This window comes from Janthinobacterium leeuwenhoeki (genome assembly GCF_051380795.1).
Lineage (GTDB): Bacteria > Pseudomonadota > Gammaproteobacteria > Burkholderiales > Burkholderiaceae_D > Janthinobacterium.
In genome coordinates this window covers 1-26,556 of record NZ_JBNYXT010000052.1, presented here as the reverse complement: position 1 = coordinate 26,556, position 26,556 = coordinate 1, and the positions used below count along the sequence as shown (strand labels likewise).

Here is a 26,556-nt window from a genome sequence, read left to right as displayed (position 1 = left end):
TTCAAGGTCGGAAAAGCTCTTTTGCATGATTGATGGCGAACAGTCAGGATACCGTTATTGTCTCAGGTAGGTCCGCCGCAGGGAACGGCGTTTGATGAATAAATCAGTGGTTCCCTAAGTGTGCTTAAAGCAAAATGATGGTACCTATATTGATTATGTTTCTAAATAGATCAGAAAGTGAGAGGCATGAGCTCGCAGTTAGCAAGAAGGGCTTGCGATTATTTCCACGATCACTTGATCTATTTAATATGGTGGTTAAACATCGCAGTCGATTTTATTATTAAAATAATCTTTTAAAAGGCTAGATCTGACTTTTCTTACTGCCATATACGCACCCATTACAACTAAAATATTTCCTTCTGAAATTATTTGCACATTCCCTTCGTCCCAGCGCAGTAATCGTGGCAGATTTTGTCTATATATTATTTTTTTACCAAGCCGCTGCTCTTCAATATAATTTATTTTTAGAAGGCAGATTTCAATTTCACCTAGCACAGCTAAGCCATCATCTTGAACAGTAAATTTTGCCGGAAGCACTGCCATAAGTGAAAAGGACGACCCTATCGCGGCTCCCAACAACAGTCCGTCAAGCGGAGCCTTTGAATCAGAAAATAAGTAGCTTACCAAAACCATACTACCAAGTAATGTAACAATCCACGAAATCGCTTGGGATCTTGATTGAAAAAGTACTAAATAGCGCCATCTCGCCAGGGGGAAATATATTTTAGATATATTATCTCCAATTTTTTTCATTCTATCTTTTTCAGATTTATTCATTTTTCAACTTTGAATTTTGTTTTCGTGGCACCAACTTTCGGCGCCACGAATATTATTAATAAATAATTAAAATCTAGAATTAAAATATACGTGGCAAATAGAAGCACCAAGAATTGCACCACCGACGCCACCAACTGGCCCCCCTAATGAAAACCCTATTGCCGCAAAACCTGATACAGTACCAGCAGTAACAATAGTTTGAACAAATCCGGCGCCAGACACTTCATCAATTTCAGCCATAGATAAATTTTCCATTTTCCTCTCCAAATTTATTTTAAAATAAGAAGCGCTCAATATATAGCGTTGAACGTAAGTGCATTATTCTTCGAAAATCGGATAAGGAGTTTGATAATAATCATGCTATGGCGATGGATACAAGCTTTTAGACATCACTTGGGAAATCAATATTGATTTTTATCAAAGAACACGAAAATAATTTTCCCTCTTATTTCATAAAGAGAATTTTAGTTGCGCATTTTAAATATTTACACTTATTGAGCTAAAGCGAAGTGACAACGCAAACCAAGACGATTGGTGAAGTCCGTGAATAACAGTTTAAAAACTTGATAGTAACTATCAGGTCAAAGCTTCCATGAAATTTTTGAGCGCCAAGCCCAAACTGTTTTTTGAGATAGATTCATCATTTCCTGCTCCGAACATTTTCATGACATCGGCACGCAAGCGAAACCACCGGAGTGGATGTAGTTTGTTTCGGAAATAATATGCCGTGCTTGCGAAAAATCAGCGGGTGATGCACTTGACTATCAGACGGCCGCCAGCCGCGCCGCCCTGTCACCCCACCACGCCGCTTCCTCGAACACGGAAAAACCGGACAGATCGGCATGCGCGAACAGGATGGCGCCATCGTGTTCGCGCAGCGCCTTCAGGCCCGCATTGCTGCGAAATCCAGGCAAGGGCGCCGCCATGGCGTGGCCGCGCACGGTGATGTCGACGCGCTCGACGCAGCTGGCAAAATCGCGTCCATACGCCGTTTTCAGATCGACGCTGGCCAGTGCCAGCAATGCCTCGGGAGTGGCCGTGTCGAGCCACCTGCGGGCTTCCTGCGGTGTGCGGTCGGACAGGGCCACGTAGGCGCTGAAGACGGTTTTCTCGGGCGGACGCACGCGGATATCCTGGTGCGTGGCGACGACATAGCCGAGGCCAGGTTCCTGGTACACCACATTGTCCCAGCATAGCGGCGCATACGGCAGTTCATCGGGAAAGCGCTTGAGCAGGAAGTTGGCCACCAGCCACGGCGCATACGCGGGCGTATCGCGTTTCGTGTCAAAGCCATAGTCGGCGATATTCTTCACCACGCGCGCCGCCACATACAGTGGCATGGCGCAGATGGCCTTGCGTGCCTTGACCAGGTAAGTGCGCGGCTGGCCGTCGACCAGTTCCAGGCACAGCGCCTCCACGCCCTCGTCCGTCGTCTGCACGGAAACCACCGTGCCCGCATGACGTTTGACACCTGAGGCCTGCTCCATGGCCGTGGCCACGGGTTGCATGCCGCCCGGCCAGGTCAGCCAGGCGCCGTTGCCCGCATTCGCCGCCTGCCCCCAGCGGCTGCAGTAGTAATGCAGGCCGGCCCAAGCCGAGACCTGGTCGTAGCGCGTGCCATAGTCGTCGCGGCAGCAGTAATTCAAATACCAGTGCAAGGTGGGCGAGGTATAGCCTTCGCGCTCCATCCACTGCTTCAAGGTGATGCTGTCGAGCGCCTGCCAGGCGGGATCCTGCGACGATCCGACGGTGGGAAAGACAAACACGCGCTTGCCATCGTTGCCGCGCGCCTGGCGCAGCTGCGCCACCTGCGCAAAGAAGCGCTCGTGCTGCGCCAGTTCCGCAGGCGGCACGCCTTCGGTGGGAATGAAGCCATCCTGCCACTGGCCATTGAACAGCAATCGCTCCTCGGGCGCGTGCAAAATATAGCGCTCGTCGTAAGTCGGCTTTTCCGCCTGCGGATCGCGCTGGATAATCCCCAGGTCGAACAGGATCTCGCGCACATGGGTCGATTCGGGCGAAGGCAGCGGCAGGTAATGGCCACCGGTCGGATAAGCCAGGTCGCCGAAGTGGCCGCCCGCCGCGTTGCCGTACGGCTGCGGCCCATCGATCATGAGGAAATCCTGGTGCCCCAGTTTGTTCAAGCGCCAGGCGGCCGTCAGGCCGGCAATGCCGGAGCCGAGGATGGCCACGTCGGTGCTCAATGTTCGCGATGGCAGCGGCAGCGCCTTGCGGTCGCGAAGGAAATGACCTTCGCTGCGGCCCGGATACAGCACCTTGGGCGTGATTTCCTGCCAGCGCAAATAGGCGGCGATGCTGCCGATGCCGGCAGCTGCCGCCGCCGTGCCGCCGGCGGCCCACAGCATGAAGGAACGGCGCTGCATCAGCGGATCACCCGGTTCCAGTCCTGCTCGAATTCATGCACGAGCGACTGGGTATTCAAGCGATTCGGCGCCATCGGCAGCGGCTGCATGTCGGGCGGGAAGATGAACATTTCGCGCGTGGTGTCCGCATTCAGGTAGCGCATGGGCAGGCGATAGCTGGTAGGCGGCTTGTAATCAAGCTGGGGCGAAGCGAGAATAAAACCCCATTCGCCGAACGAGGGCACATAAGCGTGGTAGGGCCAGGTGCGCATGCCCACTTCGCGCAGGGTCGAATTGATGGTCCAGTAGGCGTGCGGGGCAAAGAAGGGCGACGTCGATTGCACCACCATCAGGCCTTTGACCGCCAGGTGCTTTTTCACCAGATCGTAGAACGGCACGGAGTACAGTTTTCCGAGCGCGAAGCTGGACGGATCGGGGAAATCGACGATGGCCGCGTCGAACATGTCGGCGTTGTTGCGCAGCCAGACGGCGGCATCGGCATTGACGACGGTGACGCGCTTGTCCGAGAACGAATTGTTATTCAGCTTTGCCAGTTCCGGGCGCGTGGTAAACGCGGCCGTCATGGCGGGGTCGAGGTCGACCACGGTGACGTGTTCGATCTGTGGATAACGCAGGATTTCGCGCAGCGCCAGGCCATCGCCACCGCCCAGCACCAGCACGCGGCGCGCCCACGGCAAGGCTTCCAGCACGGGGTGCACCAGCGCCTCGTGGTAGCGGTACTCGTCGCGCGAGGAAAACTGCAGGTTGCCATTGATGTACAGCCGCGTATCGTCCTTCCAGCGCGTGATCACCAGGCGCTGGTAAGGCGTGGTGGTGGAATACACGATCTGGTCGCCAAACAGGCCGTGTTCGCCCCAGGCCACCATGCGGTCCGACATGGCAAAGCCGGCGATCAGCAGCAGCATCACGGCGCAGGCGCGCAGGAATTGTCCCGTCATGTTCTTCAGCTCGGCGCGAAACACATAAATGCTCCACAGGCCCACGCCCACATTGAGCATGCCGAACAGGAAGCCCGTGCGCACCAGGCCCAGGTACGGCGACAGCACCAGCGGGAACAGCAGGGAGACGGCCAGCGCACCCAGGTAATCGAATGTCAACACGCGGCTGACCAGTTCGGAAAATTCCGTCTGGCGCGTGTTCAGGGCGCGCATCACCAGCGGCACTTCCATGCCGACCAGTGCGCCGATCAGGAACACCATCACATACAATAAGGTGCGAAATGGCGCCGCCATCCACGAAAACGTCATGAACAGGATGGCGGCCGACAAGCCGCCGATCAGGCCCACGGCCAGTTCGATGTCGACGAAGCGCGAGAGCACGTCGTCGTCCCGCACATACTTTGAAAAGTGAGCACCCACACCCATGGCGAACAGGTAACAGCCAATGATGGTGGAAAACTGCAGGATGGAGTCGCCGAGCAGGTAGCTGGACATGGCGCCGGCGATCAACTCATACGCGAGGCCGCAGGAGGCGACCACGAAGACGGACAAGATCAGAATCTTTTTGTTCATTGGACTTTTTTTTGTTCTAATATGCGTTGACGTTATCAAATACTCATTGCGAGGAAAGCCGTGCCCGCCATCCTAAACTATCTGATCCATCTTTTACTGGCCGCCGGGCTGCTGATTGTTTTTTTTATCATCTACACGCGCGTCACGCCGTATAACGAAGTGCTGCTGATCCGCCAGGGCAACCAGGCGGCAGCCCTGTCGCTGGGCGGCGCCATGTTGGGCTTTTCCGCCACCATCGCCTCGTCCCTGATGCACACGGCCGACTACCAGCAGTTCTTCGCCTGGGCTTTTGGCGCCATGGTGGTGCAATTGCTCGCCTATGTGGTCACCACGCGATTGCTGCGCATGTCGAAGGACCAGATCGAATCGAACAACAGCGCCTTCGGCGGCCTGCTGGCCGCCATTTCCCTGTCGATCGGCGCCATCAACGCCGCCTGCATTTCCTGACGTTTCAACTTATTCAAGGACACCATCATGAGCCTCGGCAGCTTTATCAAGAAGCAGTTTATCGACGTACTGCAATGGAACGAAGAGACGGAAGGCGTACTGGCCTGGCGTTTTCCCATGCAGGATTTCGAAATCCAGAACGGCGCCATCCTGAATGTGCGCGAATCGCAGGTCGCCGTCTTCGTCAATGAAGGCAAGATCGCCGACGTCTTCGGTCCCGGCACGCACAAGCTGACGACGCAGACCTTACCGTTGCTGACCAACCTGAAAAACTGGGACAAGCTGTTCGACTCGCCCTTCAAGTCGGACGTGTATTACTTCAGCACCCGCGTGCAAACGGGCCGCAAGTGGGGCACGCCGCAGCCGATCACCATCCGCGACAAGGATTTCGACATGATCCGCGTGCGCGCCTTCGGCATGTACTCGTACCGCATCGCCGACGCCCGCACCTTCTTCACCGAAATCAGCGGCACGCGCGAAATCTATACGCGCGACGAGGTGGAAGATCAATTGCGCGGCATTTTGATGTCGAGCATGGCCAGTTCGCTGGGCGGCGCAAATGTCCCCTTCCTCGACATGGCGGCCAACCAGGCGCTGATGGCGCAGGAAGTCAAGGATGGCCTGGCGCAGGCGTTTTCCCGCTATGGCGTGGGCCTCGATGAATTCAACGTGGCCAGCATCAGCCTGCCCGAGGAATTGCAGGCGGCGCTCGACGAGCGCATCTCGGCCGGCATGAAGGGCGGCCTGGGCGCCGACAAGATGAGCGGCTACACCAAATTCCAGGTAGCCAACGCGATCCCGCTGGCGGCGCAGAACGAAGGCGGCATGGCCGGCATCGGTGCGGGCCTCGGCGCCGGGCTGTCGATCGGCCAGGTGATGGCGCAAAGCATAGGCGGAGCGCTACAGCAGCCGGCACCTGCCCCGGCCGCACCGCCTGCGGCGCCACCGGCTCCCGTGGAAGAACCGATCGAGGCACGCCTGGAAAAACTCAAAGGCTTGCTCGACAAGGGCCTCATTTCGCCAGCCGACTACGACGGCGCCAAGGCTGAACTGCTGAAAAAACTGATCGGCTAAGCGCGACTGCATGCAAACTGTTTCCTGTCCCAGCTGCGGCGCGGAAGTCCGTTTCCGCTCGCACGCTTCCGTGCTCGCCGTGTGCGAGTACTGCCACAGCACCATCCTCAAGGACGCCGATTCCGTCAGGGACGTGGGCAAGATGTCGGCCGTCCTGGAAGACTATTCGCCGATCCAGATCGGCACGGCCGGCGTGCACGACGGCCTGCACTTCACCGTCGTCGGCCGCATCCAGCAGCGCTACAGCGCCGGCACGTGGAACGAGTGGTATCTGCTGTTCGACGACGCCAGCACGGCGTGGCTGGGCGATTCGTCCGGCCTGTACACGCTGACGCGCATACGCGCCACACAAGACGCCCTGCCCGTCTTTGGCGAGCTGGCGCCGGGCAAGCGCTACACGATCTGCGGCGAGCCGTACACGGCGGCCGAGATCCGCAACGCCGAATGCATCGCCGGCCAGGGTGAGCTGCCCTTCAAGGTGGGCGCCGGCTGGCGCATCCAGGTGGCGGACTTCCGCAACTACGCCAGCTTTGTCACGCTCGACTACACGGATGGCCCGCAACCGGTCGTCTACCAGGGCGTCGCCGTCACCCTGGACGGCTTGCAGTGCCAGCTGCTGCGCGACGACGACGCCATCGCCAAAAGCGCCGGCAAGTACCGCGGCAAGCTCGACGCGCTCGACTGCCCGTCCTGCGGCAGCGGCATCCAATATGTACCCGGCGCGGCGGCGCAACTGGTGTGTCCCGCCTGCCAGGCGCAGCTCGACGCCAGCGGCCCGGAAGCCCAGGTGCTGGCCATCGGCAGGCAGGTGCACGACAACGCCGACATCACGCTGGAGCTGGGTGCCAGCGCGAAGATCAGCAATGTCGATTTCACGGTCATCGGCATGATGCGCCGCGCCGACGACGAAGGCAGCGAGTGGAACGAATACCTGCTGTACAACGCGCGCGCCGGCTTCTTCTGGCTGGTGGAGACGGACGATGGCTGGTCGCGCTCGAACGTGCTGCCGAACTGGCCCAACTGGACATCATTGGACGCCGATACCTGCACGCTCGATGGCGCCACGTATCGCAAACTGTATGACTACGGCTCGCAGGTCGTGTACGCGGCGGGCGCCTTCAACTGGAAGGTGGCCGTCGGCGACAGCACGCGCGTCCATGAATTCGAACAGGGGCAGACCAAGCTGGCGGCGGAAATCACCGGCGAAGAAATGACGTGGTCGCGCTCCGTCCCCGTCGCCTATGACCAGATGGCAGCCTGGTTCGGCGCCGCCTTCCATGGCGGTGCCAAGGTACAGAATATCCAGCTGAGCCACCGCGGCATCGCCAAGGTCTTCATCATCATCGTGCTGGTCCTGAATGCGATCCCGATGTTCGTCTCGTTCTCCAGCACCTTGATGTGGAGTGTGCTGGGCTGCCTGGCGCTGTTCCTGCCCGCCGCTTTTCTCGACAAGAATGCAAAGAATCCCCCATGAGTAAATACGTGATCTATGCCTTGATGGTGACGTTTTCCGTCACGGCCGCCAACTGGGTGCGCATGTTCAAGGTGGCCGGCAGCAGCAGCGGCAGCAGCTGGAGTTCGCGCACGGGCAGCGGCGGTGGTAGCTATGGCGGCGGCTCCAGTGGCGGCAGCCACAAATAAGCATGACAGCCACACCGCATCTGCCCCTGGGCACCCATCTGCTGGCCGACCTGTCGGGCATCGCGCCGGAACGCCTGCGCGACGCCGCCGCGCTCGAGCACCTGCTGCGCGACGCTGCCATCACGGCTGGCGCGCAGGTACTGCACAGCCATTTCCACAGCTTTGGCGCGGGCCAGGGCGTCACCGGGGTGGTGCTGCTGGCTGAGTCGCACATCTCGATTCATACCTGGCCGGAATGCAGCTTTGCCGCCGTCGACATCTTCATGTGCGGCGCGGCGCAGCCGCAGCTGGCGTTGGACGCCATCAAGGATGCGCTGCAGGCGGCACACTGCCAGCTGCAATCCGTGCGGCGCGCCCCGCCGGGGCATTCCTAGCGTCGCTGGTGGATCGCGTGGGGATCGCTTACACTGTCGGCTCATATCCCAACCGTGACTTCCATGCGCCGTTCCGCCCTTCTTGCCCTGCCCCTGCTGCTGCTGGTTTCCGCCTGCGATGACTACACGGCGCCCAGCCTGTACCAGGCCACCACGCCCGAGTGCAAGACGTGGACGGAAGGCTCGCGTTTCGAACTGCCGCGCGGCATCAGCGTGTATGCCACGCCGCCTGTCACCCTGAAGGAAGGCGGCACGGAGCTGGCGCTGATTTTCACCTTGCCCGTCGGTACGCAAGCCAGTTTTACGCGCCTGTCCTTCCTGCTGGAAGAACCGCACAAGCAGCCATTCGCCGAGGCCAAGGTGCTGACCATCTACCAGCGCGGCATGAACCAAAAGGCGGAAATCGTCGACGTCATCGAAAAGCTGCCCATCATGTTTGCCGCCGTCGGCAACAGCAAGGAAACCCAGTGGCGGCTGCGCCTGCAGCTGCCACGCCAGCTGCCGCAGCGCTTTGATCTGTCGATGCCCGACATGCTCGTCGCCGGCAAGCGCTATCCGGTGCGTACGTTTACTTACCGCTATTTCCCCGAGCGCCAGGCTTACGGCATGTGCAGCTAATTCAACAATCGCGCCAACAATGTGTCGGATTACGCCCTGCGGACTAATCCGACCTACGGCATGTGCAGCTGAGGTTGACGGCGGCGCACGCCGCTGGCACACTGGCGTTTTCCATCACCCTTCAGGAGTAGACAACATGCGCCATTCGGATACTGCCGTGCTGTCGGCTGCCTGATCACTGTTTCCCCCGCTAAGCCCCTTAGCTCGCACTTCCCCATACGCGTGATCGCGTAGCCGACGTCCCCCTTCTTTCGTGCCAGTCATGACGACTGGCGGGGCCTGCACGCGCAGGCTACACGTCCGCACGCGGACGACAGAATCTGGAATCACGCTACCATGATCGCATTCGATTTTGCGCAACTACGCCTTATCGGGCTGCAGCAGGCCATCGCCGCCGCAGCCACCCAGCTCGACGTATCTTCCCCCACCGCGCAGCTGATGCGCGTGAGCGCCGTCCACCGCGACAGCATCGGCGTGCACGACGGCACCAGGGAACACCCGGCGCACATCCTGCCAAGCCTGCTGCACGAGCAGCAGGCGCAGGACAAGGTGCTCACGGTCGGCGACTGGATCGCCGCCGAACCCGATCCTCATGGTGGACTGTGGATAAGGGCGCACTTATCCCCAGTCACGCAAATCGCCCGGCGCAGCAATGACGGACGGCGCCAGGTACTTGCCAGCAATGTCGATACGGCCTTGCTGGTGATGGGACTGGACGAGGACTTCAACCCGCGCCGCCTGGAACGCTATCTGGCCATCGCGCTGGCGGCACAGGTCAGCCCCGTGGTCGTGCTGAGCAAGGCTGACCTAGCCGACGACGTGGGCGGCAAGCTGGCGCAACTCAGACACCGTCTGCCGCAGCACGTGCCGCTGTTTGCCATCGATACGCGCCATGCGTATGACGTGGCCATCCTGGAACCCTGGCTGGATGCAGGCCAGACCCTGGTGCTGCTCGGCTCATCGGGCGCCGGCAAGTCCAGCCTGACCAATACCTTGTGCGCAGCGAATCAAACGACCAACGGCGTGCGCCATGGCGACGGCCGTGGCCGGCATACGACGACGGCGCGCTCGCTGCACCTGTGTGCCAGCGGCGCCTGCATCATCGATACGCCGGGCTTGCGCAGCTGGCGCGCCGATGCCGATACGGAGACTCTGGCGGCCACGTTCGACGATATCGCGGCGCTGGCAGCGACGTGCCAGTTCCGCGATTGCCGGCATGCCAGCGAACCTGGCTGCCAGGTGCGCGGCGCCGTCGATGCGGACCGCTTGCGTAACTATCACAAGCTGCTGCGCGACGCCCGGCGCATCGAGGAGACGCCGCTTGAGCGCATTACCGCGCGCGCCAAGTGGAAGACGATATTGAAGGCGGGGCTGGAAAGGGGAAAGGACAAGCGCCGCTAATTTTGCTGAAAAAAAAGGCAGCCCGCAGGCTGCCTTTCTTGTTGCTGCTTGCAAGCGAATTAATGCTTGCGCAGCTTCTGGATCGCTGCCAGCTGCGCAATCGCGCTGGCCAGCTCGGCTTGCGCTTGCGCGTAGTCGATGCCCGAATCCTTGTTGTGGATATTTTCTTCCGCCAACTTCTTCGCTTCCAGCGCTTTCGCTTCATCCAGGTCGTGACCGCGGATCGCGGTATCGGCCAGGACGGTCACGGTATCCGGTTGCACTTCCAGCAGGCCGCCGGCAACGAAGACGAACTCTTCTTCAGCCTGGCCGACTACCTTGATGCGGACCGCGCCCGGACGGATGCGGGTAATCAAAGGCGTGTGGCGTGGGTAGATACCCAGCTCGCCTTGTTCACCCGGCAACGCGACGAATTCTGCTTCGCCTGAAAAAATCAGTTCTTCAGCGGAAACCACGTCAACGTGAATTGTGTGTGCCATGTGTGTCCTATCGGGTTGAAGAACCCCGCCTGGTAAGGGGCGGGGTTAGGCCCAGACTTAACTTAGTTAAGTTTCTTGGCTTTTTCGATTGCTTCTTCGATCGTGCCGACCATGTAGAACGCTTGTTCCGGCAGGTGATCGAGTTCGCCCGAAGCGATCATTTTGAAGCCCTTGATCGTGTCTTTGAGCGAAACGTATTTACCAGGCGCGCCGGTAAAGACTTCAGCGACGTGGAAAGGCTGCGACAGGAAACGCTGCATCTTACGTGCACGGGCGACCAGCAGTTTGTCTTCCGGTGCCAGCTCGTCCATACCCAGAATCGCGATAATGTCGCGCAATTCCTTGTAGCGTTGCAGGGTCGTTTGCACGGCACGCGCGGTGTCATAGTGCTCTTGACCAACGATCAACGGATCGAGCTGACGCGAGGTCGAATCGAGTGGGTCCACGGCTGGGTAGATACCCAGGGAAGCGATGTCACGCGACAGCGCAACGGTCGAATCCAAGTGAGCAAACGTGGTAGCAGGCGATGGATCGGTGTAATCATCGGCTGGAACGTAGACGGCCTGGATCGAGGTGATCGACCCGGTCTTGGTCGACGTGATACGCTCTTGCAGACGGCCCATTTCTTCAGCCAGGGTCGGTTGGTAACCCACAGCCGACGGCATACGGCCCAGCAGTGCCGATACTTCGGTACCAGCCAGCGTGAAGCGGTAGATGTTGTCGACGAAGAACAGAACGTCCTTGCCTTCATCACGGAACGATTCAGCGATCGTCAGGCCGGTCAGCGCAACGCGCAGACGGTTACCTGGCGGTTCATTCATCTGACCGTAGACCATCGCAACTTTGGAGTTCTCTGGATTTTCCAGATCGACCACTTTCGCGTCAGCCATCTCGTGGTAGAAGTCGTTACCTTCACGGGTACGCTCACCCACGCCGGCGAACACGGACACGCCGCTGTGCGCTTTGGCGATGTTGTTAATCAGTTCCATCATGTTGACGGTCTTGCCTACGCCAGCGCCGCCGAACAGACCAACTTTACCGCCTTTTGCAAACGGGCAAACCAGGTCGATCACCTTGATGCCGGTTTCCAGCAGTTCTTGCGATGGCGACAGTTCGTCGTATGCAGGAGCGGTGCGGTGGATCGACGCGATCTGCTCGTGCGACACCGGGCCGCATTCGTCGATCGGGTTACCCAGCACGTCCATGATGCGACCCAGGGTTGCCTTACCGACTGGCACCATGATAGGTTTGCCGGTATTTTGAATCATCATGCCGCGACGCAAGCCATCGGACGAACCGAGTGCAATGGTACGGACAATGCCGTCGCCCAACTGCTGTTGTACTTCCAGGGTCAGTTCCGAGCCTGCCATCTTCAAGGCATCAAATACCTTAGGCATCGCGTTGCGGGGAAACTCAACGTCCACCACAGCGCCGATACACTGAACGATTTTGCCATCAGCCATGTTCGTTCCTTCAATATAGTTAAATTCGTTTAAACCGCAGCCGCACCGGCGACGATTTCGGAGAGTTCTTTGGTAATCGCAGCTTGGCGGGTCTTGTTGTAGATCAGCTTCAGTTCGCCGATCACACTACCCGCGTTGTCGCTTGCAGCTTTCATCGCGACCATCCGTGCCGATTGCTCGGACGCCAGATTCTCCGCGACTGCCTGGTACACCAGCGCTTCTACATAGCGCTCCAGCAATTCGTCGATGATGCTTTGCGCATCCGGCTCGTAGATGTAATCCCACGAGTGTGCGCTCTTGTCGGCGACCATCTTGTCAGCCGTCAGGGGCAGCAACTGTTCGACCACTGGTTCCTGCTTCATCGTGTTGATGAATTTGGTGTAGCACAGGTACACTGCGTCGAGCTTGCCTGCCTGGAACTCTTCGAGCATGACCTTGACAGGTCCGATCAATTTGTCCAGGTGGGGCGTATCACCAGTTTGAATGGCAGAAGCGACGATCTTGACGCCGATGCGATTCAAAAAACCCAAACCCTTGTTACCGATGGCAACTGCTTCAATCCGGTTGCCAGCTGCTTCCAGCTCGCGCGACTTCGACGTCACCTGGCGCAGGATGTTGGTGTTCATGCCGCCGCACAGACCCTTGTCGGTCGTGACAACGATGAAACCCACTGCCTTCGCTTGCGTACCCTGGGCAACTGCCAGGAACGGGTGCGTGTATTCCGGATTGGCATTCGCCAGATTGGCGGCGATATTCCGAATCTTGTCACTATAGGGACGAGCGGCCCGCATCCGGTCTTGCGCCTTGCGCATTTTGGACGCGGCGACCATTTCCATCGCCTTGGTGATCTTCTTCGTATTCTCTACGCTCTTGATCTTGCCTCGTATCTCTTTGCTTGATGCCATGAGTCCTTACTCCTTCTGCGCGTAGGGCGGCGCCTCACTCGAGGTGGGCGCCGCCTGGCCGCTTAATATGCGCCGGATTTCTTGAAATCAGCAATGGCCGCCGACAGAGTTGCTTCGCTGTCTTTGTCGAGTTGCTTGGTTTCTTCGATCTTGGCCAGCAGAGCAGCTTGCTTGGTCTTCATGTAAGCGTGGACACCAGCTTCGAACGACAGCACTTGCTTGACTGGCACGTCGTCCATGAAGCCTTTGTTCACCGAGAACAGCGATACGGCCATCAGCGAGATCGACAGTGGCGAGTACTGGGCTTGCTTGAGCAATTCCGTTACGCGGGCACCACGGTCCAGCTGCTTGCGGGTCGATTCATCCAGGTCCGAAGCGAACTGCGCAAACGCAGCCAGTTCACGGTACTGCGCCAAGTCGGTACGGATACCGCCGGACAGGTTTTTGATGACCTTGGTCTGGGCGGCGCCACCGACGCGCGATACGGAAATACCGGCGTTAATTGCAGGACGGATACCGGCGTTGAACAGCGAGGTTTCCAGGAAGATCTGACCGTCGGTAATCGAAATCACGTTGGTTGGAACGAATGCGGACACGTCGCCAGCTTGCGTTTCAATGATCGGCAGTGCCGTCAGGGAACCGGTCTTGCCTTTGACGGCGCCGTCGGTGAACTTCTCGACGTAGTCGGCGTTCACGCGTGCTGCGCGTTCCAGCAGGCGGCTGTGCAGGTAGAACACGTCGCCTGGGTACGCTTCGCGACCTGGTGGACGGCGCAGCAGCAGCGAGATTTGACGGTAAGCAACAGCTTGTTTGGACAGATCATCGTAGACGATCAGTGCATCTTCACCGCGGTCACGGAAGTATTCGCCCATGGCGCAACCGGAGTACGGCGAGATGTATTGCATGGCGGCCGATTCCGAAGCGGAAGCGGCGACAACGATGGTGTATTCCATCGCGCCGTGCTGTTCCAGCGAGCGCACGATGTTCTTGATCGACGAGGCTTTTTGGCCAATCGCGACGTAGATACATTTCATGCCCTGGCCTTTTTGATTGATGATCGCATCAATCGCCACAGCCGACTTGCCGGTTTGACGGTCGCCGATGATCAGTTCGCGCTGGCCGCGGCCAACTGGAACCATCGCATCGATCGACTTCAGGCCGGTTTGCATAGGTTGCGAAACGGACTCACGGGCGATCACGCCCGGAGCGATTTTTTCAATCGCGGCCGTCAGTTTCGTCTCGATGGCGCCTTTGCCGTCGATTGGCTGACCCAGCGCGTTGACAACGCGGCCGAGCAGCTCAGGACCGACTGGCACTTCCAGAATGCGGCCGGTGCATTTCACCGTGTCGCCTTCGGAGATGTGCTCGTAGGCACCCAGAATCACGGAACCGACGGAGTCGCGTTCCAGATTCATTGCCAGGCCAAACGTGTTGCCTGGGAATTCCAGCATCTCGCCTTGCATCACGTCCGACAAACCGTGGATGCGGCAGATACCGTCGGCGACGGAAATAACCGTGCCTTGATTACGCACTTCAGCGCCGCCGTCAAGACCTTGGATCCGGCTCTTGATCAACTCGCTGATTTCAGATGGGTTGAGTTGCATACTAACTCCTAAAAGTGTTTCTCTCAGCTTGCGCGAGGGGTAAGGGTCTGTCTTAGCTGGCCTGCCGAAGCGCGTGTCTTACGACACCAGTGCAGCGTGCAGTTGCTGCAGCTTGGCGCGCACCGAGGTATCGAGCACTTGGTCGCCAACGACCACGCGCACGCCGCCGAGCAGCGATGGATCCACTGTGACGGCAGGGTTGAGCTTACGACTGAATTTCTTTTCCAGCGTTGCGACCAGCTCGGCCGTTTGGCCTTCGCTCAGATCGAAAGCGCTCGTGATCTCGGCGTCAGCCGCACCTTCCAGACCGTTTTTCAAGGCATGGAATTGCGCGCCGATTTCCGGCAGCAGGCTGATGCGGCCATTTTCGATCAACAACGTGACGAAGTTTTTCACTTCCTCATTGAGCGGCGATTTCAACAACGACAGGATGGTGGCGGCGACGTCGCTTTCCGAAACTTTCGGATTGCGCGCGTACGCCTGTACCTCGGGGTGGCTACCGATCTGTGCCAGTTCGGACACCAGCTCGGACCACGCCGCGAGGTTGCTTGACTCCTTACCAGCTTGGGCTACGCGGAACAAAGCTTCCGCGTAGGGACGGGCGACGGTTGCGAGTTCTGCCATGATTACAGCTCGACAGCAAGACGCTGCAACATTTCGGCGTGAGCCGTAGCGTTGACTTCACGCTTCAAGATCTGCTCGGCACCCTTGACAGCCAGGTCAGCCACCTGAGCGCGCAATTGTTCGCGTGCTTTCGACAGTTGCTGTTCGGCGTCCGACTGGGCTTGCGCAATGATACGCGCAGCTTCAGCTTGTGCATTTTGCTTGATCTCTTCAGCAACCAGTTGCGCGCGCTTTTCAGCATCCGCAACGCGTTGCGACGCTTCTTCACGTGCACTGTTCAATGCCTCTTGCGCACGCTTTTCAGCGACAGCCATCGAAGCTTGACCTTGATCGGCCGCAGCCAATCCATCCGCGATTCGTTTGGCACGCTCATCCAGCGCATTGTTCAGCGCTGGAAATACGAACTTCATCGAGAACCAGACCAACACCGCGAAGGTGATCATCTGGCCGATGAGCGACATATTGATGTCCATACCTTTGCTCCTAACTAAAAGTTTCTCCTAGGGTTGGAGCGAATTACTGAGCAACAGCGGTCAGAGCCGACAGGAACGGGTTAGCGAACGTGTACAGCAGAGCGATACCAACGCCGATCATCGAGATAGCATCCAGCAGACCAGCGATAACGAACAGTTTGGTTTGCAGTTGTGGCATCAGTTCTGGTTGACGTGCCGAAGCTTCCAGGAATTTACCACCCAAGATAGCGAAGCCCAAAGCGGTGCCGATTGCGGCCAGGCCGATGATGATTGCTGCTGCCAGAACGGTCATGCTTTGTACTTGTGCGATCAGAGCTTGCATAAAATTCTCCTAAATTTAAAAACGAAAGGTACTAAAAAAACAAAATATAAAGTTGCTGATTAATGCTTCTCAACCGCAAGGCTCAGATACACAACCGTCAACGCCATAAACACAAAAGCTTGCAAAGTTACAATCAAGATATGGAAAATTGCCCATGGACCACCCAACGCCCACTGTGCCCACCAAGGCAACAACGCGATCAAGATGAAAATCAGCTCACCGGCATACATATTGCCGAACAGTCGCAGCGACAGGGAGATCAGTTTTGCAACCAACTCAACCATTTGCAGCAAGAAATTAACTGGTGCCAACAAGATCGTGCCGATGATGCCGCTTGCATGGAAAGGCGCGGTAAACAATTCCTTGATCCAGCCGCCCAGGCCCTTGGCCTTGACGGAAAACGCGATAATGCACAGAACGACCGAGAACGACATCGCAAAAGTATGGTTCACGTCGGCGGTCGGCACCACGCGCAGCTTGTGCACGCCAAACCAGCTCAACACTTTCGGCAGCAGGTCAACCGGCAGGAAGTCCATTGCGTTCAACAACCAGACCCACACGAAAATCGTGATCGCCAGTGGCGCAATGATCTTGCTTTTTGCGTGAAAGGCCCCATTAATAGTCTCATTGACCATTTCCATGATCATTTCGACGAAGTTTTGCAGTTTGCCAGGAACACCGGCCGTCGCACGGCGCGAAGCCATGTAGAAAACGGCAAGGAAAACAAAGCCCATGATGGCAGACACCCAGAAGGTGTCCAGGTTGAAGGCGCCATCGGCGCTTTTCAAGTGGGCCAAATGGTGGCTGATGTATTCTGTGGCGTTGGCCGGGGCAGCATGGCCCGCTTCAATAGCGTGTTCTGTGGTCATAATGAATTTAGATTTGTCGTTTCAGAGCACAACAGGCCCCAAAACCAATGATTAAACAGCGAGCAATGAAAACCAGTATGCTAAGGTTGCCACCGCGAAACCCAAGATCAGCCATAACCAGGCGGCCGACTGAAACAACACCAGTGCTAATATAAACAGCACCGCTGTAATAAATATTTTCACCATTTCCGCACGCAAGTGCGCGCGAAAAGCCTTTTTGGCGTCGCTAGAACCGCGAACCACCAGCAAGGCATACGCCAGACTGCCGGCGACGGCGATGGCACCGCCGCATGCGGCGGACCAGCCCTTCACGCTGCCCCCGAAAAACAAGGTCACAGTGGCAAAGCTGATCACGATTGCTAGCTGCAAGGCAACTACTTTGTAGACTGGCTTGGCAATACTTTGTTGTGAATCACTCAATTGCCAAGTTCCCAGAAAAATCTATACACGCAAAGACACGGGATTATAGTTGGCTTTGATCTATAGAGTCAAACGTTGCTGCACCGCAGCAGGGCGACTGCGGCGTGAAACTGACGCTTTACCGACTATTCGCCGCCATTTGCACCACTATATGGCAAAGTCGCTTGTCTGGCCGCTTACAGCCATGTTATCAAGGAATCACGTGGTGCATCTAGAAAGCATGGCCGGATTGTCCACACCCACACCTTCCATGTCTTTGCAGCTTGCTATTTAACCACGCAAGCGGGTCAGCAAACCATCGAGTACGTCAAGATCGGCAAAATCGATCACTAACTGGCCACGGCCCTTGTTGCCCATCTTGAACACCACGGGCGTGGCCAGTGCATCGGACAGCTCTTCTTCCAGGCGCGCGATGTCGCCGGACTTCTCCTTCTGGCGTGGCTCGACGGGGTTGGCCGCTTCCTCGACCGTGCGGGTGACGAGCTTTTCCGTTTCGCGCACCGACAGGCGCTTGGCCACCACCTGGTTGGCCAGGGTGATCTGGCTGGCCGCATCGACGGCCAGCAGCGCGCGCGCATGGCCCATGTCGATATCGCCGGCCATCAGCATGGTTTGCACGGGAGCGGCCAGGTTCATCAGGCGTAACAGGTTCGACACCGCGCTGCGCGAGCGTCCCAGCGCAGTGGCCGCTTGCTCATGCGTGAAACTGAAGTCGGCGATCAGACGGTGGATGCCCTGCGCCTCTTCCAGCGGATTGAGGTCTTCGCGCTGGATGTTCTCGATCAGCGCCATGGCGGCGGCGGCCAGATCATCCACGTCGCGCACCAGCACTGGCACTTCCGTCAGGCCGGCCAGTTGCGAAGCACGGAAACGGCGTTCGCCGGCGATGATTTCATATTTGACCAGGCCGCTCAAGGTATCCTGCCCGATCGGGCGCACCAGGATAGGCTGCATCAGTCCTTGCGCCTTGATCGAGGCGGCCAGCTCATTCAGGGCCCCCTCGTCCATGCGCGTGCGCGGCTGGTATTTGCCGGCTTGCATTTGTGACACGGGCAAGTTCGACGGTTGATGCGTGTCCGGGCTGGCAAAGTCGCCGCCACCGCCCAACAGGGCGTCGAGTCCGCGACCCAGTCCTTTTAATTTTTTCGTAGCCATGCTGTCCTAATCGTGTTTTCAGAGTAAGCGCTTACATCATTAGTGTGCAGACGCTCGCCCCTTGTTTACATATGTTTGATGCGTTCGACCATCTCGGCGCCGAAGGCGATGTACGCCTGGGCACCTTTCGAGCTGGGGTCGAAGGTCACGCCGGGCAGGCCGTACGATGGCGCTTCGGCCAGGCGGACATTGCGCGGGATGATGGTATTGAAAACCTTGTCGCCGAAGTGCTGCTCCAGCTGCGCCGACACTTGTTGCGATAATGTCATGCGTGGATCGAACATCACGCGCAGCAGACCAATGATCTTCAAGTCCGGGTTCAGGTTCGCGTGCACCTTCTTGATCGTGTTGACCAGGTCGGACAAGCCTTCCAATGCGTAGTACTCGCACTGCATCGGGATGATCACGCCATGCGCGGCGCACAAGCCGTTCAGGGTCAACATCGATAATGCCGGTGGGCAATCTACCAGGATGAAGTCATATTCGCCGTCGACTTCGGCCAGCGCATCCTTCAGGCGGCGTTCGCGGTTGTCCAGTTCGACCATCTCCACTTCCGCGCCGGCCAGCTCGCGGTTCGACGGCAAGACATCGAAGCGCCCCGCTTCCGAACGCTGGCGTGCCGTTTTGACATCGGACTCGCCCAGCATGACTTCATAGGTGGACGCCTTCAGGCCGGCCTTGTTGATGCCGGCGCCCATGGTCGCATTGCCTTGCGGGTCGAGGTCGACCAGCAGCACGCGCTGGTTCAATTTGGCCAGGCCGGCGGAGAGGTTGACGCTTGTTGTGGTTTTACCAACACCACCCTTTTGATTTGCTACACAAAAAATTTTGGCCATGTATCTTCTAGTTGTAAAGAGATGCAAACTTCATCGTGCGCCCCGGCATCTTGCCGAAACGATTTATACTGTTTATTTCATTTATACGATATAAATCGTTTATACGGTTTATATCATTTATACGGTATAAACTATTTATATTGTTTATACCGTTTAATTAATAGGCTTTTAAATTCTTGCTATAAAGACCAGATGACGCTCTGCATTTAGCCCTGGCACCTGAATTGCTCGTAGTTCTGTCACTTTCCAGTCTGCCGGCAGTCGCTCGCGCTCGTCTGGCGGTGCCACCCCTTTCAAGGCGATGAATTGCCCGCCCTCGGCCAGCACGTGGTTCGACCAGTTGACAAAGTCGGACAGGTCGGCAAAGGCGCGCGAGGTGATCACGTCGAATTTCTGCTGTACTTCCAGCTGTTCCACCCGTTTCGTGTACACGGTGACGTTGGCGAGCCCCAGTTCCGCCTTCACTTGCGTCAAAAATGCCGTCTTTTTATGCACCGTGTCGATCATCGACACTTTTACGTCGGGCCGCGCGATGGCCAGCACCATGCCCGGCAAGCCGCCACCGGCGCCGACGTCGAGCACGTTTTTGGCATGAGCGAAGGCCGGCACGGCGGCCAGCGAATCGAGCACGTGCAAAGTGAGCATCTGCAGGGGATCGCGCACCGACGTCAGGTTGTACACGCTATTCCATTTGGCCAGCAAGGCCAGGTAATCGAGCAGTTTTTCCGTCTGATCCGCGCTCAGGTCGAGCCCCAGCGCGGCGATGCCTTCATTCAAAATCTGGGCCAATGCGCCCCGGTCAAACTGCTTCATTCAACAACCTCGTCCTTTAAAGTGGTGGTCTGCGCGGCACCAAAACCGCGCTTTTTCAAGTGCACCAGCAGCAGCGAAATCGCCGCCGGTGTCACGCCGGAAATGCGCGAGGCCTGGCCCAGGGTTTCAGGGCGCTGCTTGTCGAGTTTTTGCCGCACTTCGACGGACAGCGCGCTGATATCCAGGTAATTAAAACCTTCCGGCAAAGCCAGGTTTTCATAGTGTTCGTGGCGCTCGATTTCCTTGCTCTGGCGCTCGATGTAACCCGCATATTTGAGCTGGATTTCCACCTGCTCGCGCACAGCCGCATCCTCGACGCCGGGCCCGGCCAGGGCTTGGCCCTCGATGCCCGTCATGCTCATCAGGGTGTCGTAGGCCACGTTCGGACGGCGCAGCAAATCTGCCAGCGAATACTCGCGCTCGATGGCCTGGCCGACGATGCGTTCCGATTCGGCGGCTGCCAGGATGCGCGGGTTGACCCACGTGGAACGCAGGCGTTCGAGTTCTCGCGCCACCGCTTCGCGCTTCGTTTCAAACGCTTGCCATTGGGCGTCGCCCACGCAGCCCAGGGTGCGGCCGATTTCCGTCAGGCGCATGTCGGCATTGTCTTCGCGCAGGCTCAGGCGGTACTCGGCGCGGCTGGTGAACATGCGGTACGGCTCCTGCACGCCCTGGGTGATCAGGTCGTCGACCAGCACGCCCAGATACGCCTCGGAGCGGCCCGGTACCCAGGCTTCCTTGTCCTGCGTCAACAGGGCCGCATTCAGGCCCGCCAGCATGCCTTGCGCGGCAGCTTCCTCGTAGCCAGTGGTGCCGTTGATCTGGCCGGCGAAGAACAAGCCAGCGACGGCCTTCGTTTCCAGCGAGGCCTTCAAGCCGCGCGGGTCGAAATAGTCGTATTCGATGGCATAGCCGGGGCGCAGGATGTGCGCGTTTTCCATGCCCTTCATCGATTGCACCAGGGCGATCTGCACGTCGAACGGCAGACTGGTGGAGATGCCGTTCGGATAGAACTCATGCGTCGTCAAGCCTTCCGGCTCGAGGAAGATCTGGTGCGATTCCTTGCCCGCGAAACGGTGGATCTTGTCTTCGATGGACGGACAATAACGGGGGCCAACGCCCTCGATCACGCCCGTGTACATGGGGCTGCGATCCAGGCCGGCGCGGATAATGTCGTGCGTCTGACTATTCGTATGCGTGACCCAGCAAGGCACCTGGCGCGGGTGCATGGCCGTGTTGCCCATCACGGAAAACACGGGCACGGGATCGAGGTCGCCCGGCTGTTCTTGCATCACGGAAAAGTCGATCGTGCGGCCATCGATGCGCGGCGGCGTGCCCGTTTTCAAACGCCCTTGCGGCAGCTTCAATTCCTTCAAACGCGCGGACAGGGAGATGGCGGGCGGATCGCCGGCGCGGCCGGCCGAGTAATTATTCAAGCCCACGTGAATCTTGCCGTCGAGGAAAGTGCCGGCCGTGAGCACCACGGCGCGCGCGAGAAACTTCAGGCCGATCTGCGTCACGGCGCCAACCACGCGGTCGCCTTCGACGATCAAATCATCGACGGCTTGCTGGAACAGCCATAAATTCGGCTGGTTTTCCAGGCGCGTACGGATGGCGGCTTTATAAAGAATGCGATCGGCCTGGGCGCGCGTGGCGCGGACTGCCGGGCCTTTCGAGGAGTTCAGGATGCGGAACTGGATGCCGGACTCGTCGGTGGCAATCGCCATCGCGCCGCCCATGGCATCAACCTCCTTGACCAGGTGGCCCTTGCCGATGCCACCGATGGAAGGGTTGCACGACATCTGGCCCAATGTCTCGATATTATGCGTGAGCAATAGCGTCTTCTGCCCCATGCGGGCGGAAGCGAGGGCCGCCTCGGTACCGGCGTGACCACCACCGACAACGATGACGTCGAATTCTGTAGGAAATAACATGATAAATAGGTAACAGTGCAAGTAAAAATGCGGGAAGAGAGCTCCGATTATAGAGTCTTTTTGCGAGCGCAACCTTCCAAGGGCCAATTTTTGCTTAATTTTTACTCAGCAGTGGCAAGCAAAGGGCCGTTTCTGTTTCACGTGGAACACGTAACTGGCCCGGAATCGCGTCCTGGACAGGGCTGCGGTGCTCGTGAATGTTTGCTACAATTGCCGCATCGTCCGCCTTCGTGGTCACGCCAGTGGCCGTAGTGACGATCATCCAGGAGGACGGCCTCCCCCATCATGGGCACACACCGGGACGGCCCGCTCTGTATAAGGAGCCGCCATGGCCTGGATACTGTTACTCATTGCCGGCATGCTTGAAGTCGTGTGGGCATACTCGATGAAACTCTCCGAGGGTTTCACCAAAGTCACTCCCTCCGTCATCACCATCGTCATGATGATCGCCAGCTTCGGCTTGCTGTCGCTAGCCATGCGCACCCTGCCCCTGGGCACGGCCTACACCATCTGGACCGGTATCGGCGCCGTCGGCGCCTTTATCGTCGGCGTCGTTTTTCTAGGCGAGCAAGTCAACACCATGCGCGTGTGCGCCGCCGTCCTCATCGTGTGCGGCATCGTGCTGATGAAACTGTCGTCCAGCCACTGAGAGGAATCCCCATGCTCCTCGAACACTATTTTGCCGTCCTGCTGTTCATTCTGATCGGCATCATGGTGGGCATCGTGCCCATGCTGCTGGGGCGCGCTCTCGGTCCGCACTAGCCCGATGCGCGCATGAAATTCGACATCCGCTTCTACCTGGTCGCCATCCTATTCATCCGGTTCGATATCGAGGTGATCTTCCTGATGCCTTGGGCGGCCAAGGTGAACACACTCGGCTTGCCCGGTCTCTGGGCCGTCATGGGTTTCTTGAGCCTGCTGACCATCGGTCTCGCCTATGAATGGAAACGCGGCGCGCGGGAGCGGATGTGGCCCAACATCTGGTTCCACGTGAAACAGGCGCGGGGCGGGAAAGCGGAGTAAGCTTGGCTTGTGTCTTCTTTGTCAGGAGTCTGCATGTCCGCCTTCCAATTCCGCACCGTGCCGCACCTGATCGTTGGAGCGGGCGCCGCCGCCCAGCTGGGTGCGCACATCGCCCATCACTTCCCCACCGTGCGCCGCGCCCTGCTCGTCACCGATGCAGGCTTTTTGCGCACGGGTCTGGCCGATACTCCGTTGCATAGCTTACGCACGGCGGGTATCGACGTGCGTGTCTTTTCCGAGGTGCAAGCCGATCCGCCCGAAGCCATCGTGCTGGCCGGCGTGGCCCAGGCCCAGATGTTTCACGTGGAACTGATTATCGGCCTCGGTGGCGGCAGCTCGCTGGACGTGGCCAAGCTGATTGCCGTGCTGGCGCCCGGCCACCAGGAACTGGCCCAACTGTATGGCATCGGCAATGTCCACGGCCAGCGCCTGCCCCTGGTGCAATTGCCGACCACGGCTGGCACGGGCTCGGAAGTCACGCACATCGCCATCGTCACCACGGGCGCCAGCAGCAAGATGGGCGTGGTCGCACCGCAACTGTATGCGGACCTGGCCATCCTCGACGCCAGCCTGACCCTGGGCTTGCCGCCCGCCGTGACAGCCGCCACCGGCATCGACGCCATGGTGCATGCGATCGAAGCGTACACCAGCCGCCTGCTCAAAAATCCATTCTCCGACATGCTGGCTACTCAGGCCTTGTCGCTGCTCTCCAGCAACCTGGTCACCGCCTGCCGCGATGGCAGCAATTTGCCGGCGCGCCAGGCCATGCTGCTCGGTGCCATGCTGGCCGGCCAGGCGTTTGCGAATGCCCCCGTGGCCGCCGTGCATGCGCTCGCCTATCCCATCGGGGCACTGTTCCACGTGCCACATGGCTTGTCGAATGCGCTGGTGCTGCCGCACGTGCTGCGTTTTAATTTATCCCATGCGGCGCCCCTGTACGCGCAACTGGCGGCCATACTCCAGCCAGGCATCACGGGCAGCGAGGAAGCGCGGGCCGTGGCACTGATCGACGCCATGCAAGAGATTGCCCTGGCCACCGGCATCGCGCGCACCCTGCGCGAGGTGGGCATCGCGGCCAGCGACCTGGACCGGCTGGCCGACGACGCCATGCTGCAGACGCGTTTGCTGGGCAACAATCCGCGCGTCGTCACCCGCGAGGATGCCCGCGCCATCTATGCGGCAGCGCTATGAGACTCAGTCGGGCACATCCACCACCGTGCCCGTCACGCTGATCGCATTGCCAGCCGCTGGCGTTGCCGCTATCGCCGGCACATTGACATTCGTGATCAAGGTCGACGCATCGGTGCGCGTCACCGTGCGCACCACCTGCGATGGCGGCAAGGCTTGCTTGGCGTTCAAGTGCGCATACATGGCGTCCAGCGCCCGGTTCAGGTACACATGTAAGGGCACGATCAGAGTCGGCAAGGCGCTGCTGAAGGAATCGAAGTGGTTGGCATGGGTCACCTCGATATAGCGCAACTGGCTATTGCCCCCTTCCACGGCGGCGTTCAGGCCAAGATAGGCGCGCGACGCGTGATTGACGGGAATCAGGGTATCGCTGCGTCCATGCACGATGATGGCCGGTTTGGCTTGCAATTTTCCGCTGGCCGCGACCTCGGTCATGCCGGCCCGCACGCGCACGCTTTGCGTGGCCAATGTACCCTGCAAAGCGGCGCCACTGACGGCGTCGCGCCCCGTCGCCAGGCTGCGCAGACACAGGAAGCCATCGAGCGACTGGTCCGCCAGGCTGTTTGACGGTGACACGCCGGCCGTGTAGCCCTTGGCGCCGCCCACGCTGTTCTCGTACACGACACTGCCAAGGATGCCGTTTTGCGCCGCAAAGCTGGCCGCCTTTTGCGCCGAACTAAACGGAATCGGATTACCGCTGCCATCCGTCTGCGCAAACGTGAAACCGCACACCTTGTCCGTCACGGAAAATTTTCCGTAAGCATACGCATACGTGACGGCCACCAGGATATTCGTGCCCGCGTGTGCGGCCTGCAGCGGATCGGAATCGACCAGCCAGCCATACGCGCGCAAACGCTGCTTCGCATCCGCCTGCTGCGCCGCCAGGTCGGCGCCATTCAACAAGCCCTTGGCTACCAGCGCCGTGCAGCGTCCCGCATTGCCCGCCACGGTAGCGATGCACGGCTGATACAGGGCCGCATAGGTGGCATAGTCAAACAGCGCACGGCCGGGATTGGCGACCACCACTCCGCCCTGGCGCACGCTGTAGGCGCTCGATGCTGCCGGCTGGATCTGCGGCTCGCTGGCCGCCACGCCGCTGATCAAGCCCTTGCTATCCTGCTCCGCCGCCAGCAAGGCCGAGCCAGCGCCATTGGAAATGCTCGAAGCGATCGTGATGGTGTTCTTCGGCGTCAGCCGCACGATGCGCGCACTGCCATCGCGGGCCAGCACGCCGTAGCGCTCGTTCAACACATAATATGCCATCTCGACCGCCTGCAAGGTGACCTTGCCCCAATCCTTCTCCGGGTTCTGCTGCGAGTGCGCATGCTTGAAGGCGATGCGGTTCGGGTAGGCGCCAGCCCAGGCCAGGCGCTCGGCATCGTTCAAGTCGGGCGCGAAGAGCGCGTTCTTGCCGGCGGCCACCCTGCCCGCGCGCACGCCGTTCTGCAAGTTGACGCTGTCATCTTCAAACACATACAGGCCCGTGCCGGACCCCTTGTCAGCATACGCCACGGCGCAACCCTTCTTCAAACCCCACTCCCCCGAGCTGCCGATGGCGCCGTAGATGCCGCGCGAGCCGCTCGACGTGCCGGTGACGATGCAGGCATGCTCGGGATCGAAGCTGGCCGGCACCTGCACCATCAAGGTGACATTCTTCTTGCCCGTGCCATCATCCGCATAAGCGATGTATTCACTGCCCGCGACCAGACCCTCGCCCGTGCCCACGTTGCCCGACGCATCGACGTTCGGTCCGTACAGGGTGCCGTAGCCGCTGTTGGCGGCAATGTCGAGCACGGCACGATAATTGGCGTAGATGGCGTTGCGGCGCAATTCGAGCGGCGTCGGCTGTTCCACGTTCGCATACGCGGGCGCGGCGCCAGCCAGCCCCGTCTTGCCCAGGCCAGCCGTCAGCAGATCGTTCGTCTTGCCATCGTAGTCGACCCGCGTGATGGCGCCCAGGTAGCCGGGCATCTGGTTCAGTTCTTCCGGCGCATGGTTGCTGCCACAGGCTGCCAATGCCAGCAGGGTGCACAAGCTCATGCCGGTGCCCGCGCGCGTGATCGTCGTTTGCATGGTGGTACTCTCCGTTGAAGTAACAGTGGACGCAATCGAGTAGGGGGCTGAGTTACCTCAGCCGCCCTCTCACACCACCGTACGTGCGGTTCCGCATACGGCGGTTCATTTCACAAGCTGGAAGCGCTGCTGGGTGTCCAGCAGCGAA

At 59.0% G+C, this 26,556-nt stretch carries 27 protein-coding genes and 1 pseudogene; 10 read left to right on the top strand and 18 right to left on the bottom strand.

The genetic code is table 11. The annotated features are described in order from the left end of the window. Positions 1-255: 255 nt before the first annotated feature. The 4 genes from ACQ4WS_RS24325 to ACQ4WS_RS24310 form a co-directional block, all read right to left on the bottom strand. Positions 256-777, bottom strand: coding sequence for a hypothetical protein (locus ACQ4WS_RS24325; RefSeq protein WP_436479547.1), 522 nt, complete (start codon positions 775-777; stop codon positions 256-258). 66 nt (positions 778-843) lie between these two features. After that, complete coding sequence (locus tag ACQ4WS_RS24320) at positions 844-1,032, bottom strand: hypothetical protein (protein ID WP_436479546.1); 189 nt, start codon at positions 1,030-1,032, stop codon at positions 844-846. Between the two features lie 509 nt (positions 1,033-1,541). Further along, positions 1,542-3,161 (bottom strand): NAD(P)-binding protein, encoded by a 1,620-nt coding sequence (locus tag ACQ4WS_RS24315; RefSeq protein ID WP_436479545.1) that lies wholly within the window; start codon positions 3,159-3,161, stop codon positions 1,542-1,544. Further along, positions 3,161-4,672: a polyamine aminopropyltransferase gene (locus tag ACQ4WS_RS24310; RefSeq protein WP_436479544.1), complete on the bottom strand. Its 1,512-nt coding sequence runs from the start codon at positions 4,670-4,672 to the stop codon at positions 3,161-3,163. The genes ACQ4WS_RS24315 and ACQ4WS_RS24310 overlap by 1 nt, the downstream gene beginning before the upstream one ends. A gap of 60 nt (positions 4,673-4,732) precedes the next feature. Between ACQ4WS_RS24310 and ACQ4WS_RS24305 the strand changes: the two genes are divergently transcribed. The 7 genes from ACQ4WS_RS24305 to rsgA all read left to right on the top strand — a co-directional run bounded on the left by ACQ4WS_RS24305 (position 4,733) and on the right by rsgA (position 10,227). Then, positions 4,733-5,119, top strand: coding sequence for a DUF350 domain-containing protein (locus ACQ4WS_RS24305; RefSeq protein WP_034783828.1), 387 nt, complete (start codon positions 4,733-4,735; stop codon positions 5,117-5,119). Between the two features lie 27 nt (positions 5,120-5,146). Next, positions 5,147-6,193: an SPFH domain-containing protein gene (locus ACQ4WS_RS24300; protein ID WP_436479543.1), complete on the top strand. Its 1,047-nt coding sequence runs from the start codon at positions 5,147-5,149 to the stop codon at positions 6,191-6,193. A 10-nt stretch (positions 6,194-6,203) separates the two neighbouring features. Next, complete coding sequence (locus ACQ4WS_RS24295; RefSeq protein WP_436479542.1) at positions 6,204-7,667, top strand: DUF4178 domain-containing protein; 1,464 nt, start codon at positions 6,204-6,206, stop codon at positions 7,665-7,667. Further along, entirely contained in the window at positions 7,664-7,834 is a 171-nt protein-coding gene (locus tag ACQ4WS_RS24290; protein WP_157814714.1) for a hypothetical protein, read from the top strand. Before ACQ4WS_RS24295 ends, ACQ4WS_RS24290 begins: the two co-directional genes overlap by 4 nt. 2 nt (positions 7,835-7,836) lie before the next feature. Then, on the top strand, positions 7,837-8,208 hold the full coding sequence (gene speD / locus ACQ4WS_RS24285; protein WP_436479541.1) for an adenosylmethionine decarboxylase: 372 nt from the start codon (positions 7,837-7,839) through the stop codon (positions 8,206-8,208). A gap of 63 nt (positions 8,209-8,271) precedes the next feature. Beyond that, positions 8,272-8,826, top strand: a complete 555-nt coding sequence (locus tag ACQ4WS_RS24280) for a hypothetical protein (RefSeq protein ID WP_436479540.1) — start codon at positions 8,272-8,274, stop codon at positions 8,824-8,826. A 336-nt stretch (positions 8,827-9,162) separates the two neighbouring features. Then, positions 9,163-10,227 (top strand): ribosome small subunit-dependent GTPase A, encoded by a 1,065-nt coding sequence (gene rsgA, locus ACQ4WS_RS24275; RefSeq protein ID WP_436479539.1) that lies wholly within the window; start codon positions 9,163-9,165, stop codon positions 10,225-10,227. 59 nt (positions 10,228-10,286) lie between these two features. Here rsgA and ACQ4WS_RS24270 read toward each other — a convergent pair whose 3' ends face one another. The 13 genes from ACQ4WS_RS24270 to mnmG all read right to left on the bottom strand — a co-directional run bounded on the left by ACQ4WS_RS24270 (position 10,287) and on the right by mnmG (position 22,124). Next, positions 10,287-10,706 (bottom strand): F0F1 ATP synthase subunit epsilon, encoded by a 420-nt coding sequence (locus ACQ4WS_RS24270; RefSeq protein ID WP_065307860.1) that lies wholly within the window; start codon positions 10,704-10,706, stop codon positions 10,287-10,289. Positions 10,707-10,768: 62 nt separating this feature from the next. Further along, positions 10,769-12,169: a F0F1 ATP synthase subunit beta gene (gene atpD, locus ACQ4WS_RS24265; RefSeq protein WP_034752705.1), complete on the bottom strand. Its 1,401-nt coding sequence runs from the start codon at positions 12,167-12,169 to the stop codon at positions 10,769-10,771. Between the two features lie 29 nt (positions 12,170-12,198). After that, positions 12,199-13,074: a F0F1 ATP synthase subunit gamma gene (atpG, locus tag ACQ4WS_RS24260; RefSeq protein WP_070218929.1), complete on the bottom strand. Its 876-nt coding sequence runs from the start codon at positions 13,072-13,074 to the stop codon at positions 12,199-12,201. Between the two features lie 62 nt (positions 13,075-13,136). Beyond that, positions 13,137-14,678, bottom strand: a complete 1,542-nt coding sequence (atpA, locus tag ACQ4WS_RS24255; protein ID WP_034752701.1) for a F0F1 ATP synthase subunit alpha — start codon at positions 14,676-14,678, stop codon at positions 13,137-13,139. Between the two features lie 78 nt (positions 14,679-14,756). Then, entirely contained in the window at positions 14,757-15,302 is a 546-nt protein-coding gene (locus ACQ4WS_RS24250; protein WP_071080008.1) for a F0F1 ATP synthase subunit delta, read from the bottom strand. A 2-nt stretch (positions 15,303-15,304) separates the two neighbouring features. Beyond that, entirely contained in the window at positions 15,305-15,775 is a 471-nt protein-coding gene (locus tag ACQ4WS_RS24245; protein ID WP_034752697.1) for a F0F1 ATP synthase subunit B, read from the bottom strand. A 43-nt stretch (positions 15,776-15,818) separates the two neighbouring features. Then, the gene (gene atpE, locus ACQ4WS_RS24240) at positions 15,819-16,097 is read right to left on the bottom strand and encodes a F0F1 ATP synthase subunit C (RefSeq protein WP_071080009.1); all 279 of its coding nucleotides are present in this window, start codon (positions 16,095-16,097) and stop codon (positions 15,819-15,821) included. Between the two features lie 59 nt (positions 16,098-16,156). Continuing rightward, a complete protein-coding gene (atpB, locus tag ACQ4WS_RS24235; RefSeq protein ID WP_131686873.1) occupies positions 16,157-16,966 on the bottom strand; it encodes a F0F1 ATP synthase subunit A in 810 nt (269 codons plus the stop codon). A 51-nt stretch (positions 16,967-17,017) separates the two neighbouring features. Next, positions 17,018-17,386, bottom strand: a complete 369-nt coding sequence (locus ACQ4WS_RS24230; protein WP_436479538.1) for an ATP synthase subunit I — start codon at positions 17,384-17,386, stop codon at positions 17,018-17,020. 270 nt (positions 17,387-17,656) lie between these two features. Next, on the bottom strand, positions 17,657-18,541 hold the full coding sequence (locus tag ACQ4WS_RS24225) for a ParB/RepB/Spo0J family partition protein (protein ID WP_436479537.1): 885 nt from the start codon (positions 18,539-18,541) through the stop codon (positions 17,657-17,659). A 65-nt stretch (positions 18,542-18,606) separates the two neighbouring features. Continuing rightward, positions 18,607-19,377, bottom strand: a complete 771-nt coding sequence (locus tag ACQ4WS_RS24220; protein WP_034752687.1) for a ParA family protein — start codon at positions 19,375-19,377, stop codon at positions 18,607-18,609. A gap of 168 nt (positions 19,378-19,545) precedes the next feature. Continuing rightward, a complete protein-coding gene (gene rsmG / locus ACQ4WS_RS24215) occupies positions 19,546-20,190 on the bottom strand; it encodes a 16S rRNA (guanine(527)-N(7))-methyltransferase RsmG (RefSeq protein WP_436479536.1) in 645 nt (214 codons plus the stop codon). After that, a complete protein-coding gene (mnmG, locus tag ACQ4WS_RS24210; protein WP_436479535.1) occupies positions 20,187-22,124 on the bottom strand; it encodes a tRNA uridine-5-carboxymethylaminomethyl(34) synthesis enzyme MnmG in 1,938 nt (645 codons plus the stop codon). Before mnmG ends, rsmG begins: the two co-directional genes overlap by 4 nt. A 328-nt stretch (positions 22,125-22,452) precedes the next feature. Between mnmG and ACQ4WS_RS24205 the strand changes: the two genes are divergently transcribed. The 3 genes and pseudogenes from ACQ4WS_RS24205 (at position 22,453) to ACQ4WS_RS24195 (ending at position 24,338) form a co-directional block, all read left to right on the top strand. Further along, positions 22,453-22,773, top strand: coding sequence for a DMT family transporter (locus ACQ4WS_RS24205; protein WP_436479534.1), 321 nt, complete (start codon positions 22,453-22,455; stop codon positions 22,771-22,773). Between the two features lie 11 nt (positions 22,774-22,784). After that, a pseudogene (gene ndhC, locus ACQ4WS_RS24200) lies at positions 22,785-23,147 on the top strand (NADH-quinone oxidoreductase subunit A). A gap of 33 nt (positions 23,148-23,180) precedes the next feature. Further along, positions 23,181-24,338: an iron-containing alcohol dehydrogenase gene (locus ACQ4WS_RS24195; protein ID WP_436479533.1), complete on the top strand. Its 1,158-nt coding sequence runs from the start codon at positions 23,181-23,183 to the stop codon at positions 24,336-24,338. 3 nt (positions 24,339-24,341) lie between these two features. Here ACQ4WS_RS24195 and ACQ4WS_RS24190 read toward each other — a convergent pair whose 3' ends face one another. Further along, positions 24,342-26,408, bottom strand: coding sequence for a 3-hydroxybutyrate oligomer hydrolase family protein (locus ACQ4WS_RS24190; protein ID WP_436479532.1), 2,067 nt, complete (start codon positions 26,406-26,408; stop codon positions 24,342-24,344). Positions 26,409-26,556 lie beyond the last annotated feature (148 nt).